At 67.8% G+C, this 14,577-nt stretch carries 12 protein-coding genes and 1 pseudogene; 7 read left to right on the forward strand and 6 right to left on the reverse strand.

The genetic code is table 11. From position 1 onward, the window contains the following. The 5 genes and pseudogenes from ACN469_RS30370 to ACN469_RS30390 all read left to right on the forward strand — a co-directional run. A pseudogene (locus ACN469_RS30370) lies at positions 1 to 651 on the forward strand (alpha-1,4-glucan--maltose-1-phosphate maltosyltransferase); the annotation flags it as partial. A gap of 15 nt (positions 652 to 666) precedes the next feature. After that, complete coding sequence (gene treS, locus ACN469_RS30375) at positions 667 to 2,322, forward strand: maltose alpha-D-glucosyltransferase (RefSeq protein ID WP_498773487.1); 1,656 nt, start codon at positions 667 to 669, stop codon at positions 2,320 to 2,322. After that, entirely contained in the window at positions 2,319 to 3,653 is a 1,335-nt protein-coding gene (locus ACN469_RS30380) for a maltokinase N-terminal cap-like domain-containing protein (RefSeq protein ID WP_498773489.1), read from the forward strand. Before treS ends, ACN469_RS30380 begins: the two co-directional genes overlap by 4 nt. Continuing rightward, the gene (glgB, locus tag ACN469_RS30385; protein WP_498773491.1) at positions 3,650 to 5,854 is read left to right on the forward strand and encodes a 1,4-alpha-glucan branching protein GlgB; all 2,205 of its coding nucleotides are present in this window, start codon (positions 3,650 to 3,652) and stop codon (positions 5,852 to 5,854) included. The genes ACN469_RS30380 and glgB overlap by 4 nt, the downstream gene beginning before the upstream one ends. Before the next feature lie 549 nt (positions 5,855 to 6,403). Next, complete coding sequence (locus ACN469_RS30390) at positions 6,404 to 6,613, forward strand: hypothetical protein (RefSeq protein ID WP_498773493.1); 210 nt, start codon at positions 6,404 to 6,406, stop codon at positions 6,611 to 6,613. Between the two features lie 198 nt (positions 6,614 to 6,811). Here ACN469_RS30390 and ACN469_RS30395 read toward each other — a convergent pair whose 3' ends face one another. Then, the gene (locus ACN469_RS30395) at positions 6,812 to 7,570 is read right to left on the reverse strand and encodes a DUF5953 family protein (protein WP_498773495.1); all 759 of its coding nucleotides are present in this window, start codon (positions 7,568 to 7,570) and stop codon (positions 6,812 to 6,814) included. After that, positions 7,567 to 8,484, reverse strand: coding sequence for a DUF6310 domain-containing protein (locus ACN469_RS30400; RefSeq protein ID WP_498773497.1), 918 nt, complete (start codon positions 8,482 to 8,484; stop codon positions 7,567 to 7,569). The genes ACN469_RS30395 and ACN469_RS30400 overlap by 4 nt, the downstream gene beginning before the upstream one ends. Positions 8,485 to 8,735: 251 nt before the next feature. Here ACN469_RS30400 and ACN469_RS30405 point away from each other — a divergent pair, with 251 nt between their 5' ends. Then, the gene (locus ACN469_RS30405) at positions 8,736 to 9,068 is read left to right on the forward strand and encodes a hypothetical protein (protein ID WP_498773499.1); all 333 of its coding nucleotides are present in this window, start codon (positions 8,736 to 8,738) and stop codon (positions 9,066 to 9,068) included. Between the two features lie 7 nt (positions 9,069 to 9,075). Here ACN469_RS30405 and ACN469_RS30410 read toward each other — a convergent pair whose 3' ends face one another. The 3 genes from ACN469_RS30410 to ACN469_RS30420 are packed head-to-tail and all read right to left on the reverse strand — an operon-like array spanning position 9,076 to position 11,199. Further along, positions 9,076 to 9,600 carry a gamma-glutamylcyclotransferase family protein gene (locus ACN469_RS30410; RefSeq protein ID WP_498773501.1) on the reverse strand — a complete coding sequence of 175 codons (525 nt, stop codon included), beginning with the start codon at positions 9,598 to 9,600 and terminating at the stop codon, positions 9,076 to 9,078. 10 nt (positions 9,601 to 9,610) lie between these two features. Continuing rightward, on the reverse strand, positions 9,611 to 10,204 hold the full coding sequence (locus tag ACN469_RS30415; RefSeq protein WP_498773503.1) for a GbsR/MarR family transcriptional regulator: 594 nt from the start codon (positions 10,202 to 10,204) through the stop codon (positions 9,611 to 9,613). Continuing rightward, positions 10,201 to 11,199 carry a polyprenyl synthetase family protein gene (locus tag ACN469_RS30420; RefSeq protein WP_498773504.1) on the reverse strand — a complete coding sequence of 333 codons (999 nt, stop codon included), beginning with the start codon at positions 11,197 to 11,199 and terminating at the stop codon, positions 10,201 to 10,203. Before ACN469_RS30420 ends, ACN469_RS30415 begins: the two co-directional genes overlap by 4 nt. Before the next feature lie 186 nt (positions 11,200 to 11,385). On the opposite strand from ACN469_RS30420, the gene ACN469_RS30425 reads away from it, so the two are divergent. Beyond that, positions 11,386 to 12,885, forward strand: coding sequence for an MFS transporter (locus ACN469_RS30425; protein ID WP_498773506.1), 1,500 nt, complete (start codon positions 11,386 to 11,388; stop codon positions 12,883 to 12,885). A gap of 36 nt (positions 12,886 to 12,921) precedes the next feature. Here ACN469_RS30425 and ACN469_RS30430 read toward each other — a convergent pair whose 3' ends face one another. Beyond that, positions 12,922 to 14,454 (reverse strand): methyl-accepting chemotaxis protein, encoded by a 1,533-nt coding sequence (locus ACN469_RS30430; protein ID WP_498773507.1) that lies wholly within the window; start codon positions 14,452 to 14,454, stop codon positions 12,922 to 12,924. Positions 14,455 to 14,577 lie beyond the last annotated feature (123 nt).

Raw genomic sequence — 14,577 nt, forward strand, 5'->3', positions numbered from 1 at the left:
TACCTGGAGGAGATCACCACGCCGCCCGTGTCCGACTACTTCCGCGGCAACCTCTGGCCCAACACGCCGGACATCCTGCCGGAGCTGCTGCAGAACGCGGGGCCCGGTGCGTTCCGGCTGCGCGCGGCGCTTGCCGCGACGCTCTCCTCGGTCTACGGGATGTATTGCGGCTTCGAGCTGTGCGAGGGCCGCCCGTTGCCTGGCAAGGAGGAGTACCTGGACTCGGAGAAGTACCAGCTCGTCGCGTGGGACCCTGACCGGCCGGGGAACATCCGGGACTGGATTGCGCGCCTCAACAACGCGCGCCTCACCCAGCCCGCGTTCCACACCTACGACACGCTGCGCTTCTTCGAGTCGGACAACGAGCGGGTGCTCTTCTACGGCAAGCGCACGCCGGACGGCACCAGCACGGTGCTCGTGGCCGTGAGCCTGGATCCGTACTCACCGCAGGAGGCGCTGTTGCGACTTCCGCTGGAATGGCTTGGCGCGAACGCGGATGAGACCTATCAGGTGCACGAGCTGATGAAGGACGAGCGCTCGTTGTGGCAGGGCTCCGACGTGCAGGTGCGCCTGACTCCCGAGCAGCCCGCGGCCGTATGGGCCGTCTACCGCTTCCGCCGTACCGAGCACGCGTTCGACTACTACGAGTGACAACCCGAGAGGCGTATGGACCTGGATCCCCTCTGGTACAAGAAGGCCCTCATCTACGAGCTGCACCTCCGAGCGTTCCACGACTCCAACGGCGACGGGCATGGCGACATCCCGGGCCTGATTGAAAAGCTCCCCTACCTCCAGGACCTGGGCATCGACTGCCTGTGGATCCTCCCCCACTACCCTTCTCCGCTTCGCGATGACGGCTACGACATCGCGGACTACTACGGCGTGCATCCGGACTACGGCACGCTGGCGGACTTCCAGCGGATGGTGGATGAGGCGCACAAGCGCGGCATCCGCATCATCACCGAGCTGGTGGTCAACCACACCAGCGACCAGCACCCCTGGTTCCAGGAGGCGCGCAGCGACCCGAAGAGCCCCAAGCGCGACTGGTACGTCTGGAGCGACACGGACGACAAGTACAAGGGCGCGCGCATCATCTTCACGGACACCGAGCGCTCCAACTGGACGTGGGATCCGGTGGCCAAGCAGTACTTCTGGCACCGCTTCTTCAGCCACCAGCCGGACCTGAACTACGACAACCCCCAGGTGCAGGAGGCCATGCTGGACGCCATGCGCTTCTGGCTGAACATGGGCGTGGACGGCTTCCGCTGCGACGCGGTGCCGTACCTGTTCGAGCGCGAGGGCACCAACTGCGAGAACCTCCCGGAGACGCACGCCTTCCTCAAGCGCCTGCGGAAGACCATCGACGCCGAGTACCCCGGGAAGATGCTGCTCGCGGAGGCCAACCAGTGGCCCGCCGACGTGCGCGTCTATTTCGGTGACGGCGACGAGTTCAACATGGGCTTCCACTTCCCGGTGATGCCGCGCCTGTTCATGGGCGTGCGCCGGGAGGACCGCACGCCCATCGTCGAAATCATGCAGCAGACGCCGGACATCCCGGACTCGTGTCAGTGGGCCATCTTCCTGCGCAACCACGACGAGCTGACGCTGGAGATGGTGACGGACGAGGACCGGGACTACATGTACCGGGAGTACGCCACCGACCCGCGCATGCGCATCAACCTGGGCATCCGTCGCAGGCTGGCGCCGCTGATGGACAACGGGCGCCGGCGCATCGAGCTGATGCACAGCCTGCTGTTCACCCTGCCTGGCACGCCGGTGCTGTACTACGGCGACGAGATTGGCATGGGGGACAACATCTACCTGGGCGACCGCAACGGCGTGCGCACGCCCATGCAGTGGACGGGAGACCGCAACGCGGGCTTCAGCCGGGCGGACTACGCGCGCCTGTACGCCCCCGTCATCGCGGACCCCGTCTACGGCTATCAATCCATCAACGTGGAGTCCCAGGAGCGGGTGAAGTCCAGCCTCCTGCACTGGGTGAAGCGGATGATTCGCATCCGCCAGCGCTACCCCGTCTTCTCCCTGGGGAAGCTGCGCTTCATCTCCCTGGAGAACCGCAAGGTGCTCGCCTTCGTGCGGGAGTGGGAGGGGCAGACGGTGCTGGTGGTGTGCAACCTGTCGCGCTTCTCCCAGCCCGCGGTGCTGGACCTGCGCGACTGGGAGGGCATGGTGCCCGTGGAGATGATTGGCGAGACGCACTTCCCTCGAATCAGTGAGCTCCCCTATCAACTGTCGATGGGGCCCTACATGTTCTTGTGGTTTCGGCTGGACCAGCCGCTGCCGGGAGGGAGCCGCGCGTGACGACCTTGGATCTGACGAAGCTGCCCGAGTACCTCAAGAGCCAGCGCTGGTTCGCTGGGAAGGCCTGGCCCATCAAGCAAGTCACGGTGGTGGACCACGCCCAGTTGGACGCCACGCCGTGCAACATGTCGCTGGCCGTGGTGGAGGTCGCCTATGAGCTGGGCCAGTCCGAGCGCTACCTGCTGCCGGTGAAGCCCTCGTCGGATGGAATCAAGGACGCGCTGGAGGACGACGGCTGTCTGCGGGCGCTGTTCGACCTCATCCGTGACGGCGCCCAGCTCCCCTCCGCCTCCGGCCGCATCGTGGGGGAATGGATCGCCGGGCCCGAGGGCCTGTTGGGCCTGCCCTCTCCGCTCACGGTGCGCCGGCTGATGGTGGAGCAGAGCAACACCTCCATCGTGCTGGGCGAGAAGGTCATCGTGAAGATCATCCGCAAGCTGGAAGCGGGGGTGAATCCCGAGCATGAGGTGGGACGCTTCCTGGCGACGCGGACGACGTTCCGGGCCACCCCCGCCCTGCTGGGCGCGATGCGACTGGAGGGCGCCGCCGGGGCGACGCTCGTGCTGGCGCACCGCTTCATCCCCGACGCGGTGGATGGGTGGAAGTACACGCTGGACAGGCTGCGTCAGGCACGGCCGATGGGAGACCGCTTCCTCGTGGAGATGGAGGAGCTGGGCGGGCGGCTGGGGGATCTCCACCTGGCGTTCGGCTCGGCGCCCATGGACGACGCGGCCTTCGCGCCGGAGCCGTTGCTGCAAGAGGACCTGCAGCGCTGGAGCGCGTCCATCGTCGGCGAGCTGGGGGTGACGCTGGCGGAGGCGAGCCGGCTGCACCCGGACCTGGAGGGGCGCCGCGAGGGGCTCATCGAGTACGCGAAGCGGCTGGCCCAGGTCACTCCGTCCGGACAGAAGCTCCGCATCCACGGCGACCTGCACCTGGGCCAGGTGCTGCGGGCCAACGAGCAGTGGCTCATCTTCGACTTCGAGGGCGAGCCGGCGCGCAACTTCACGTCGCGGCGAGAGAAGTACAGCCCGCTGCGGGACGTGGCGGGGATGATTCGCTCGTTCGACTACGCGGAGGCCACGGTGGCGCTGGAGGGCGGCACGCCGCGCGGACGCGTGGGTCCCAGCCGGACGGCATTCCTGGAGGGATATCGCAAGGCGACCCAGGGAGCGGCCTTCCTGCCCACGGACGCCGCGGCATTCGACACGATGTTGCGCGCGTTCGAGTTGGAGAAGCTCCTGTACGAAGTGAGGTATGAGATGCAGAACCGGCCCGACTGGGTGCGCATCCCCGTCGAGGCCCTCTTGAGGATGGAGGAGTCCCAGTGAGGAAGCCCGCGGACAAGGTGCAGGTCGACGCGGAGCTGCGGCGCGTGGTGGAGCTGCGGCACCCGGAGCCCCACTCCGTGCTCGGCATCCATCCGGACGGCGACGGCGTGGTGGTCCGCGCCTTCCGTCCCGACGCCGTGGCCATCCATGTCCTCCCGGAGTTCGGAGGCCGCGTCCCGATGACCCACCGCCAGGACGGCGTCTTCGAGGCGCGCGTCAACGGACGGGACAAGACCTTCGGATATCTGCTGGAGGTGGAGTACCCCGGCAAGCGCGTCTTCACGCTGAGAGATCCGTACAGCTTCCTTCCCACGCTCGGGGAGATGGACCTGTATTACGCGGGCGAGGGACGCCACGAGCGGCTCTGGGAGCGCATGGGCGCGCACCTGCTCCACCACAACGGCACGCGCGGCGTGTCCTTCGCGGTGTGGGCGCCCACGGCGGCGGGGGTCTCCGTCGTCGGCGACTTCAACAGCTGGGATGGCCGGCTGCACTCCATGCGGCGCATGGGCGCTTCGGGCATCTGGGAGCTGTTCGTTCCCGAGGTCGGTGAAGGCGCGCGCTACAAGTTCGAGATTCGCCCCGGCCAGGGCGGTCCTCGCGTGCTGAAGTCGGACCCGTTCGCCTTCCGCACCGAAGTGCCCCCGGCCACCGCGTCCGTGGTGCATGACCTGGGACGCTACGGCTGGGGTGATGGCGCGTGGCTGGAGACGCGCACGAAGAAGTCCGACGTCACGCACCAGCCGTGGAGCGTGTACGAGGTGCACCTGGGGAGCTGGCGCCGCGTGGTGGAGGACGGCGACCGCCCCATGACGTACCGCGAGCTGGGGCCCGCGCTGGCCGAGTACGTCAAGCACATGGGCTTCACGCACGTGGAGCTGCTGCCCGTGTCGGAGCATCCCTACGGTGGCTCGTGGGGCTACCAGGTCAGTGGCTACTACGCGCCCACGGCGCGGTTTGGCCATCCGGACGACTTCCGCTTCCTGGTGGACCACCTGCACCAGGAGGGCATCGGCGTCATCGTCGACTGGGTGCCCGGCCACTTCCCCCGGGACTCCGCCGCGCTGGGTGAGTTCGACGGCACGGCGCTGTACGAGCACGCGGATCCGCGCAAGGGCGCGCAGCCGGACTGGGGCACGCTGGTCTTCAACTTCGGCCGCAACGAGGTGCGCAACTTCCTCATCGCCAACGCGCTGTTCTGGATCGAGGAGTACCACATCGATGGACTGCGGGTGGACGCGGTGGCGTCGATGCTCTACCTCGACTACAGCCGGAAGCAGGGCGAGTGGATTCCCAATCGCTGGGGTGGCCGGGAGAACGAAGAGGCCATCCAGTTCCTGCGCGAGCTGAACGACACCGTGGGCCGCAAGCACCCGGGCGTCGTGGTCATCGCCGAGGAGTCCACCGCGTGGCCCAAGGTCTCCTCCCCCGTGAGCGAGGGCGGCCTGGGCTTCCACTTCAAGTGGAACATGGGGTGGATGCACGACACGCTGTCGTACTTCTCCAAGGACCCCATCTACCGGCAGTACCACCACAACCAGCTGACCTTCGGCCTGCTGTACGCGTTCAGCGAGCACTTCATGTTGCCGCTGAGCCATGACGAGGTGGTGCACGGCAAGGGCAGCCTGTACGGGCGCATGCCGGGAGACCCGTGGCAGAAGCGCGCCAACCTGCGCTCGTTGTTCGCGTGGATGTGGGCGCACCCGGGCAAGAAGCTGCTCTTCATGGGGGGCGAGTTCGGCCAGCCGGCCGAGTGGAATCACGACAAGAGCCTGGACTGGCACCTGACGCAGGACCCGGGGCATCAGGGCATCCAGAGCCTCGTGGCGAAGCTGAACCACATCTACAAGGAGCTGCCCGCGCTGTACGACGCGGACAGCGAGCCGGTGGGCTTCCAGTGGCTCCAGCCGGACTCCGCGTCGTCGAACGTGCTGGCCTTCGTTCGCCGCTCGCGGCAGCCCGGGCGCCACGTCGTCTGCGTGGCCAACCTCTCCCCCACCGTGCGCGAGAACTACCGCGTGGGCTTCCCGCTGAACACCAGCTACGTGGAGGTGCTCAACTCCGACGCGGGTGAGTTCGGCGGCTCCAACACGGGCAACCTGGGACAGCTCCACACGGAGCCCACGGGTTGGGACGGACAGCCAGCTTCCGCGCTGCTCACCCTGCCCCCGCTGTCCGTGCTGTGGTTCACGCCGGGCTGAAGACAGACACATTCAACACAATCACAGACAAAATCAGCGCGTCTGTGATTGTGCTTGTCTTTAACTTGCTCGCGCGCGGACACCCCCTGGAAATACCTGAACATCCAGGCATGTAGGCATTACGGCTCGTTCGAGCTTTGAAAGCCAGCGCGAGGGGTCGAAAAACCACTGATCATCGGAGCATGTAGGCACGAGGCTTTTCGTGCGCACGATCGCGCAGTGATCGGCTGGCTTCGGGTTGCGGAAGCGCCGAGGACTCACTGCTGATGCGTTCAGGCATTCGCAAGGCCTTGATTTCACACCGAAGGGCCTTCAACTCCTGATGATTCTTGGACAATCAGGCCCGTGCTTGGGGCCAGAAATGACTGTCCTTTCGTTCATGTAGGCATGGGCCTTGAGATCGGTGGGTGATCTGAATGGTAAGGCCCGGCGCTCGCTCCCCCTCCAGGCCACCCGAGCCAGGGCGGGCGCCAAGACGGGAGCATGCATTGCGGACCCGCTCGGTCGCCCCCAGCGTATGGGACGACACCCCAGCGAGAGGAACGCACGATGGCCCGAAAGAAGATCGCCGAGGGATACGGCGGCACCAGCGAACAGCGCCAGCGGCACCTCCAAGGCGACAACTTCTCCGAGCGTGCCCCTCACACCCCGGCCGAAGCCGAGGCCACCCGGAGCACACCGGACAAGGATGGGACCGTGGTCACCGTCCACCCGCTGGAGGACGAGGACGAGTCGGACCTCTGGCACGGCAAGCCGTGATCCAGCGTCCTCGAGTGGCTAGGCGCGCATGAAGATGAAGTACAGCAGCGCGCTCAGCACCACTGAAACGAGGATGCTGCCCAGACAACCCAGCCGGTTCGAGAAGAAGAAGAACATGGACGCGGGGGGAACCTAGGCACCGGCGTCCGAAATGGCACGGTGCCCCGCCTGTCCACTGCACGACGGCGATGACCTCCTTCAGCGTGGAGAGTCGCGCCCGCCGATCTTCGGGAAGCGCTCGTAGGCCCGCTTCAGCGCGTCCAGGTGGGCGGGGTTGTCATAATCGAGCGGCGCATCCGTGAGCTTCACAACCCATCCGCCCGACAACGTGCGCCGCGCCCGCGTGAGCATTTCGGCGTCGCGAGCAGGATCCGGGAACCCGATGGCCTGCGCCGCGGCAGCAGACCAATAGTTCACCCACCCGAGGAAACAGGGAATCTCAGGCGCGGGGAGTTTTTCTGGAAGATTGAGCATGGGAAGCCCACGCGGTGAGAGTTCCGGTCCATCAGCGGAGCGGCGAAACTGCTCCCCGACTTCAGCGCCGTAACTATACCGGGACGCATGCCCCCAGAACGCGCGCGCCCCCTCCGCCATGGCCTCTAGCATGGCCGGCGCTGCCGAGATAATAGCCTCGTCTAGTGGCAACTTCGCATGAACGTCGAGCTGCGGCTGACCGCCCGGGCTGAAGAGTGCCGAGTTTTCCCTCCCCGAAACCGTCACGGGGTAACTCTCGTCCCCGTTGCACAGCAGAGGGAATTTCCCGTGCTGCGTCCTTTCCGCGAGCCACGCGTCGCGATGCGGCAAGGCGATGGGGCGCCCGCCTTCGGAGACCCTCCATGCCAGGCGCAAGCCGGGAAGTGCCTTTTCCATCCCATGGACGACCTCAAGCGAGCGGCCGTCTTTGCCCACGAGCGCAGGCGCGTAGACGATGAAGACGAGGACTCTAGGGATGATCATCGTGTGCACCCCGTGACGACGACATGGAGCGCGGGACTCAGGGCGCGCAGCGCGTCTTTGTGCGCTTGCTGGCTCACCCCAACGACGAAGTCGTATCCACAGACCCGCGCAGCGTCGCGTTCCTTGGTCAATTGCTCGACCTCCTTCTCAATCTCCCGCTCCTGGACAAAGTAAGAGTAGGTGTCAAATCGGTGGGTCTTGATCTCCCACAGCACGCGCACACCGACTTGCAGAGCATCGAAGCGCTCGCCGCCCACGAATACGTCCATGCCGGGAAAACGGTTGGGCGGAAACTTATCGGCGCACTCATTATGCGGAACATCTTCGCCCGCGTGCCGCACCGGGACGGGCTCGCACGACGGACGGCGCGGCGTGGTTTCTGGCGATGGGGGGAAGATGTCTCCGGTGGGTGATCCCTTTGGTCTTGGCGCTCGGTTCGCTAACAGTTCCTTAGCGGGCTGTGTTTCAGCCTTGGGCTTCGCGCGCTCGCGAGATGCATTCCGTTCATAAGCATCAATCCCCTCCTGGATGGCGGCTGCTACCACCACCGCGCCAATAACAATCACTGCACCGACAACGATCTCGGGTGCCGCGAAAACACAGAGGGCCACGACTGCGGGAGCGGCTGCATCCGCGTAGGCGACAGCGCATCTTTTGGTGACATCCCTCAACCTGACCCTGTCGCGATCGAGAGCATGAAAGCACCGCTCCGCAAGGATCGGCCACTCGTTGGAGGCTTCCCGCACCACGCATTTCCCATCATCCGCCCACGGGTACTGCGCCGCCCGCTGAAGGTTGGCGAATCTCGGACTCTGGGGTCTCGGGTCCTCCATCTCTCCCGAGCTCGGAGCCATCGTGGCGCAGGCCGAGAGCAGGATCAGGAGCAGGGGGGCGCTGCAAGTTCGCGCACGCATGGCCACGTCCGTTCAATCAAGCGAGGTGCCGCTGGTCAATGCTCCGATTCTCCGCTGGAACATATCAGCACGCCCCAACAGCGAGAGCCGATGTAGGAGCGTGCGTCCGACAGCGCCAGCTCCGCGCCCAGGGGCAACTCGACAGACTGGCCGACGAGCCGTAACGACATCCTCCAGGGTCGGCGCCCGGGACACGCCCTACTCCTCGCGAGGTATGTGCCTCGAAACCAGGCCTCTGTAGATCCTGGCGGATGCACTCCTTCATCCCTGTCTGCCTGATGGTCCTGGCCGTCCTCCTCACGGGCTTCACCGGCTGCGGCCAGATGTTCGCCCTGGACTGTGCCGATACGAATTGCAGCGACTACAGCTCCCGGTCGGCCGCGCAGCAGGACTACGAGGCCGACCCGGAGTGCCGCGCGGACCTCGACGCGGACAAGGATGGTCTGGCGTGCGAGGAGGACGGCAACGACGTGCACCAGTGTCCTACGACCTCCTCCTGCGGGTGCTCCGGCAAGAACAAGGACGCCTGCTTCGCGGACCGGTGTTGCTTGTGGGTCGTGGGCTGGGGGTGTGGTTGCCGGTAGCGACCCGTCAGGCCCCGCCGCGCTTCAGCCGCTCCACGTAGTCCGCGGGCAACCCGGCCGCCTGCGCGCCCCGTACCAGGGCCTCCACGAAGCGCGGGCTCACCTGTCCGTCCCGCGCCGCACGCCTCGGGTTGGTGACGAAGGCCGTGGCCTCCACCTCCTGCCCGTCCACGAGCACCTTCACCGTGCGCTCCACGCACATGCCCGTCACGAAGCCTTCCTTGTGCTGGACGATGGGCCAGTCCTGGCCGCGAATCTCGAAGAGCCGCCCGAACACCTGGCCACCCGACGCATCCGCCAGCCCCGCCACCCGCCCGCCCCACCAACGCGACGGGAAGTCGTAGACCAGGTCCACGTCCACCGCCTCCGCCAGCCGCCCTTCCGGCAGCTCGAAGAAGCCATACGAGTGCTGCTGCTTCCACTCGTCGAACGCCGCCCGGTCCAGGATGGTGGAGTACGCGAAGTACAGCCGCTTCGCGTTCGGGTCCGCGCCCTCCCGGGCCTTCATCACCATGTCGTAATGCGAATCCATGTGACTTCCCCTACCGCTCGTTGCGCCGCGAGGCGCCGTCCCGGAACACCGCCAGCACCCCGGACACGTCCAGCCGCGACGTCTTGATGAACAGCCGCAGCGCCCGCTCCACGTGCTCGGCCAGCGTGGCCATCTTCTCCAGCCGCTCCAGCCTGTCGCTCGGGACCTTGCCCGCCATCTCCGCCAGCCGCCGCGCCTCGGAAAGGTCCGCGCGGATGCGCGCCACGAAGCCCGCCTCGCGCTCCTCGATGACGTGCCGCACCATCCGCACCAGGTCCGTCTCCGCGCCGTAGCGCCAGACGGTGTCCTGCGGCAGCCGCACCCGCTGGATGACACCCCAGCGCTCCAGGTCGCGGAGCAGCATTGAGACGCCACCCTTGGACAGGTCCAGCTCGCGCTCGATCTCACCCGCCGTCAGCGGCTCGCCCCGCAGGTACAAGAGCGCCCACACCCGGCCCTGGTTGCGCTTGAAGCCCCAGAACTCGATGACATTGCCCACCGCGTCCACCGCGATGGCTTCCCAGGGTGCGAGCCGGCCCTCGATGACCGGCGCATCCGGGTTGCTCGGACTCCCGTGTCCCCCCGTCCACAGGTAGCCTTTCATGCGGCCCGCCCCTGGACTTGCTCGGCGATTCCCGCCGACAGCTTGCGCGCCCAGCCCACCAGCTCCGCGCCCGCCGGCTCGTGGGCGAAGTGGCCCAGCTTGTCCAGCGCCGCTTCAATCTCCACGTTCATCCGCGCCATGGACGACTCCACCGCGCCGGTGGCCTCGATCGCGGCGCCAATCTCCTTCGTCCGGTCGGGAGTGATCGTCGAGAAGGCCCACGCGTCCTTCAGCTTGCGACGCAGGCTCTCGTCCTTCGCCACCGCCAGCAGGATGGGCATCGACGGGGTGCGCGAGTGCACGTCCGCGTACCGGGGCTTGCCTACGTCCGTGCCCAGGATGTCTCGGATGTCGTCGGCGATCTGGAACGCCACGCCCAGGTGACGGCCGAACCCGTCGAAGCGGTCCACCGCCTCCGGCAGGTTCGCCAGCGTCGCCGCCGCGTGTCCGCACCAGCCGAACAGCGAGCCCGTCTTGCCCTCGGCGATGAAGCGCAGCCGGTTGAGCGGAAGGTCCAGGTCTCCACGCGCCTCCACCTCGGCGATGGCCGCGCGGGTCATCTCGGAGACGACCGACAGCGCGGACAACGTCAGCCGGGAGTCGAGCTGCGCCAGGTGATGCAGGCCGGTGGACAGGATGAGGTCACCGCTCATCACCGCCACGATGTTGCCCCAGCGCGCGTTCACCGTCGGGCGGCCCCGGCGGAACATGCCCGCGTCCACCACGTCGTCATGCAGCAGGCTCGCCGAGTGGATCAACTCCGCCGCCACCGCCACGTCCACCAGTCGCTCCGGCGCCACACCCACCGCGCCGCCGAACAACCTCACCAGCATGGGACGCGCGCGCTTGCCGCCAGTGCCCACGCAGAGGTGCCGGGCCGCTTCCATCAGCGTGTCGCCCTTCACGTCCGGACCGGCGTTGCCATCCACCAGCGTGCTGTCGAGCCGCCGCTCCACCGCCGCCAGAAAGTCCGTGAGCTCCCGAGCCAGTTCCATGTGCGCCGTTCTCCTCAGGACGTTCATATAGTTCAAGACCGCTTGAACTGCACCTGATTCCAGCGCCCCCTCCGGCCAGGAGGGCGGGCGGCCGGACTCGCCTGGGGGCCGAGCGGGCGGCCAGAGGGGGGAGGAGGTCGGATTGAGGCGCCTGGGGCAGCCGTGCGACAGACGGAAGGCCCCTCGATGAGCACCGCTGCCTTTCGTCGCTACGTCCTGAGCAGCTTCGCCTCGCTCGCCTCCGCCGTTCCCCTCTTCCGTCCGGGCTCGTCGCTGCCCGGCTCGGCCGCGCCCCTGCTGGGTGCGCCCCCGGCGGACAGCCCCGACGTCCCCTCGCACATCCCCGCGAAGAGGCTGCGCTCGACGCTGGGCGCGTCCGTGGTGGAGGGCATGTTCACGGAGGTCTTCACCGCCTGCGCGGGCGCCACCGTGCTGACGGCGTGGGCCATCGCCCTGGGGCTGGGCCCGCTCCTGGTGGGCGTGATGACGGCGCTGCCGTTCCTCGCCCAGTTCGTGCAATTTCCGGCGGCGTGGCTGACGTCCGCCTTCGGCCACCGGCGCGTGGCCCTGACGGCGGTGTGCCTGTCGCGCCTGGTGATGTTCCCGTTGGCCGTCCTGCCCTGGTTGGACCTGGAGCTGGCGGCGCGGCAGCACGTACTGCTCGTCGTGGCCGGGGCCTCGGCGGTGCTGGGCGTGGTGGGCAACAACGCGTGGGTGGCGTGGATGGGAGAGCTGGTTCCGCGCGCGGTGCGCGGACGCTTCTTCGGACGGCGCACCGCGCTCACCACGCTGGCGGGCACCCTGGCGTCGCTCGGCGCGGGGTTGCTGATGGACCGGCTGCGTCCCGTCGAGGGCCTGGGCGTGGCCCTGCCCCTCCTGGCGCTGGGCGCCTGTGTCATGGGCGTGGTGACGACGCTGATCATGGCCAGCCAGCATGACCCCGCGCCGCCGGGCACCTCGCCCCGGCTGGAGCTGAGGGGCGCGCTGGTGCCGCTGAAGGACCCGCTGGCGCGGCGCGTGCTCACCTATCAGGTCGCCTGGAACGCGGCGGTGGGCGTGTCCGCGCCGTTCTTCGCGCTGCACAGCCTCCAGAACCTCAAGATGACCTTCGTCGTCATGGCGCTGCATGCCGCGGCCGTCGCCGGGGTGCGCATCCTCACCGCGCCGCTGTGGGGAAAGATGATCGACAAGGTGGGCGCGCAGCCGGTGCTGCTGGCGTGCTCGCTGGGCATCGGGGTGATTCCGGCGCTGTGGCTCTTGCCCTCGGCGGGAACGCTGTGGCCGCTGCTCTTCGACGTGGTCCTCGCCGGCGCGCTGTGGAGCGGCCACGGCCTGGCCATCTTCGCGCTGCCGCTCAGCGTGGCGCCGCGCAAGGGCCGGCCCTTCTACCTCGCGGCCTTCGCCACTGCGGGCGGACTGGCCTACTCCATCGCCGCCGCGCTGGGGGGCGCCATCGCCTCCGCGCTGCCCGAGCAGTTCATCCTCGGCGGCAAGCCGTGGGTGAACCTGCACGTCCTCTTCGTCCTGTCGGCGGTGGCACGGCTCGGAGCCGGCATGCTCGCCACGCGCCTGCCCGAACCCGGTGCTCATCCCGTGACATCGGTCAGCGCGCTCCTGTCCAGGCTGCTTCCGCGCGCCACCCGGGTGCTGGCGCCGCCGAGCCCGGAGAGCCATCGCCCGGGCTGAGTGACCGAGCAGCCTCGAGCCCTGACGCCGCGCCCCTCAGACGCGGTAGGCCCGCACCACCTCGGCCACGCGCTCGGACAGCAGCTTCAGGGACACCGCGGATTCGTTGGTGGAGGAGATGCGCTGCACCGTGTCCCCCATCACCGCGTTCAGCTCGTTGACGGCCGTGAAGATCTGCTCGATGCCCGTGGCCTGCTGGCTCACCGTCTGGGCGATCTGCCGCGCGGCCGCGGTGCTGTCCTGGACGATGGTGCTGAGCTGGCGCAGCGTGTCCCCGGACGCGCGCGCCTGCGTCAGCCCCGCCTCCATCCGCTGCGTCCCCTCGGCGGTGATCTGCACCGTGCCGGCGATGGCCTCGCCGATGTCAAAGAGGATCTTCCGCACCTGATTGGTGGCCCGGATGGACTGGTCCGCCAGCGCGCGAATCTCCCGCGCCACCACCGCGAAGCCCTTGCCGTGCTCACCCGAGCGCGCCGCCTCGATGGCCGCGTTCACGGCCAAGAGGTGCGACTGGTCCGCCAGGTCCTTCACCGTCTCCGTGATTCCGCCAATCTGCTGCGTGCGCTCTGCCAGCGACATGATGCGCACGGTGATCTGCTCCACCTGCGAGCGCAGATCCACCATGCCGTCGATGCTCGCGGCGACGGCGTCCTCTCCGGACTTGCCCAGCGCCTCCGCGCGCTCCGCCACTTCGATGACGGACTGCGCGGAGCTGGATGCCAGGAGCGCCGTCTGGCGGATCTCCTGCGCCGTCACCTGCGTCTCCTGGACCGCGGCGGCCTGACGGGAGACCATCTGGTTCTGCTCGTTCGCGGACTCGTTGAGTCCCATCACCGAGTCGCTGAGCAGCTCCGTGGACGAGTGGAGCTGGTGCAAGAGGTCCTTGAGCTTGCCCACCAGCAGCCCCACCGCGCGCGCCAGGTCGCCCACCTCATCCTGCGTGGAGACGTGCACCGGCTCGCGCAGGTCACCGTGCTCGGCGATGCGTGTCACGGCGCCGGTGAGCGCGACGAGCGGAGCGACGATGCGCCGGCTGATGAACCACGCTCCCACCATCAGCACCACCAGCGCGGCCAGCAGCACGATGCGCAGGTTGTTCACGATTCCGTCGATGTGGCCCCGAGCCTCCGTGCGATTGAAGCCCACGTGCACCGAGCCCAGGCCGCCGGGCACCTGCGCCGCCATGTCCAGCAGCTCCACGTCCTCGGCCTGAAGCGGAGTGCCCTCCTTCGTGACGGTCAGCTCGGAGGCGTGGTCGCGCAGAATCCGCGCGTGGCGCCCCGACACGGCCACCAGCGCGCCCTTCGGGTCCACGAGCGCCACGTACGCCAGCGCGCCTTCCCGGGCCACCGCGTCCAGCGTGGGCTGGACCTCGGCCTGCTCGCGATTGCGCAGCAGGTCCGCCATCGCCGAGGCGAGCGCCGTCGGCACCGCCACGCTCATCGAATGGCCTTGCTCCTCGAAGGCCTCGCGAAGCCGAGGAATCGTGTACCCCACCGAGAGCAGGGCGAAGAACAGCGCCACGACGAGCGGCGCGAGGATGATTTTTTGAGAGAGAGAGATTCGCATCCGAGCACGAGGGAATGCAGGGCGAACGCGGCACGGCCATTGTGGACGCGTGACAGGCAATGGCGCAACCCCACCCTCCGTTTCATGAAGACACACATTGAAGCAAGGGTCCGTCGGTACCCC

The organism is Corallococcus terminator, assembly GCF_049194865.1.
In the GTDB taxonomy this organism is placed as follows: Bacteria; Myxococcota; Myxococcia; order Myxococcales; family Myxococcaceae; genus Myxococcus; species Myxococcus terminator_A.

Excerpts from the sequence above, each read along its gene's own strand:
- treS (WP_498773487.1), top strand. The coding sequence starts at position 667 with ATGGACCTGGATCCCCTCTGGTACAAGAAGGCCCTCATCTACGAGCTG.
- ACN469_RS30390 (WP_498773493.1), top strand. The coding sequence starts at position 6,404 with ATGGCCCGAAAGAAGATCGCCGAGGGATACGGCGGCACCAGCGAACAG.
- ACN469_RS30395 (WP_498773495.1), bottom strand. The coding sequence starts at position 7,570 with ATGATCATCCCTAGAGTCCTCGTCTTCATCGTCTACGCGCCTGCGCTC.
- ACN469_RS30400 (WP_498773497.1), bottom strand. The coding sequence starts at position 8,484 with ATGCGTGCGCGAACTTGCAGCGCCCCCCTGCTCCTGATCCTGCTCTCG.
- ACN469_RS30405 (WP_498773499.1), top strand. The coding sequence starts at position 8,736 with ATGCACTCCTTCATCCCTGTCTGCCTGATGGTCCTGGCCGTCCTCCTC.
- ACN469_RS30410 (WP_498773501.1), bottom strand. The coding sequence starts at position 9,600 with ATGGATTCGCATTACGACATGGTGATGAAGGCCCGGGAGGGCGCGGAC.
- ACN469_RS30415 (WP_498773503.1), bottom strand. The coding sequence starts at position 10,204 with ATGAAAGGCTACCTGTGGACGGGGGGACACGGGAGTCCGAGCAACCCG.
- ACN469_RS30420 (WP_498773504.1), bottom strand. The coding sequence starts at position 11,199 with ATGGAACTGGCTCGGGAGCTCACGGACTTTCTGGCGGCGGTGGAGCGG.
- ACN469_RS30425 (WP_498773506.1), top strand. The coding sequence starts at position 11,386 with ATGAGCACCGCTGCCTTTCGTCGCTACGTCCTGAGCAGCTTCGCCTCG.
- ACN469_RS30430 (WP_498773507.1), bottom strand. The coding sequence starts at position 14,454 with ATGCGAATCTCTCTCTCTCAAAAAATCATCCTCGCGCCGCTCGTCGTG.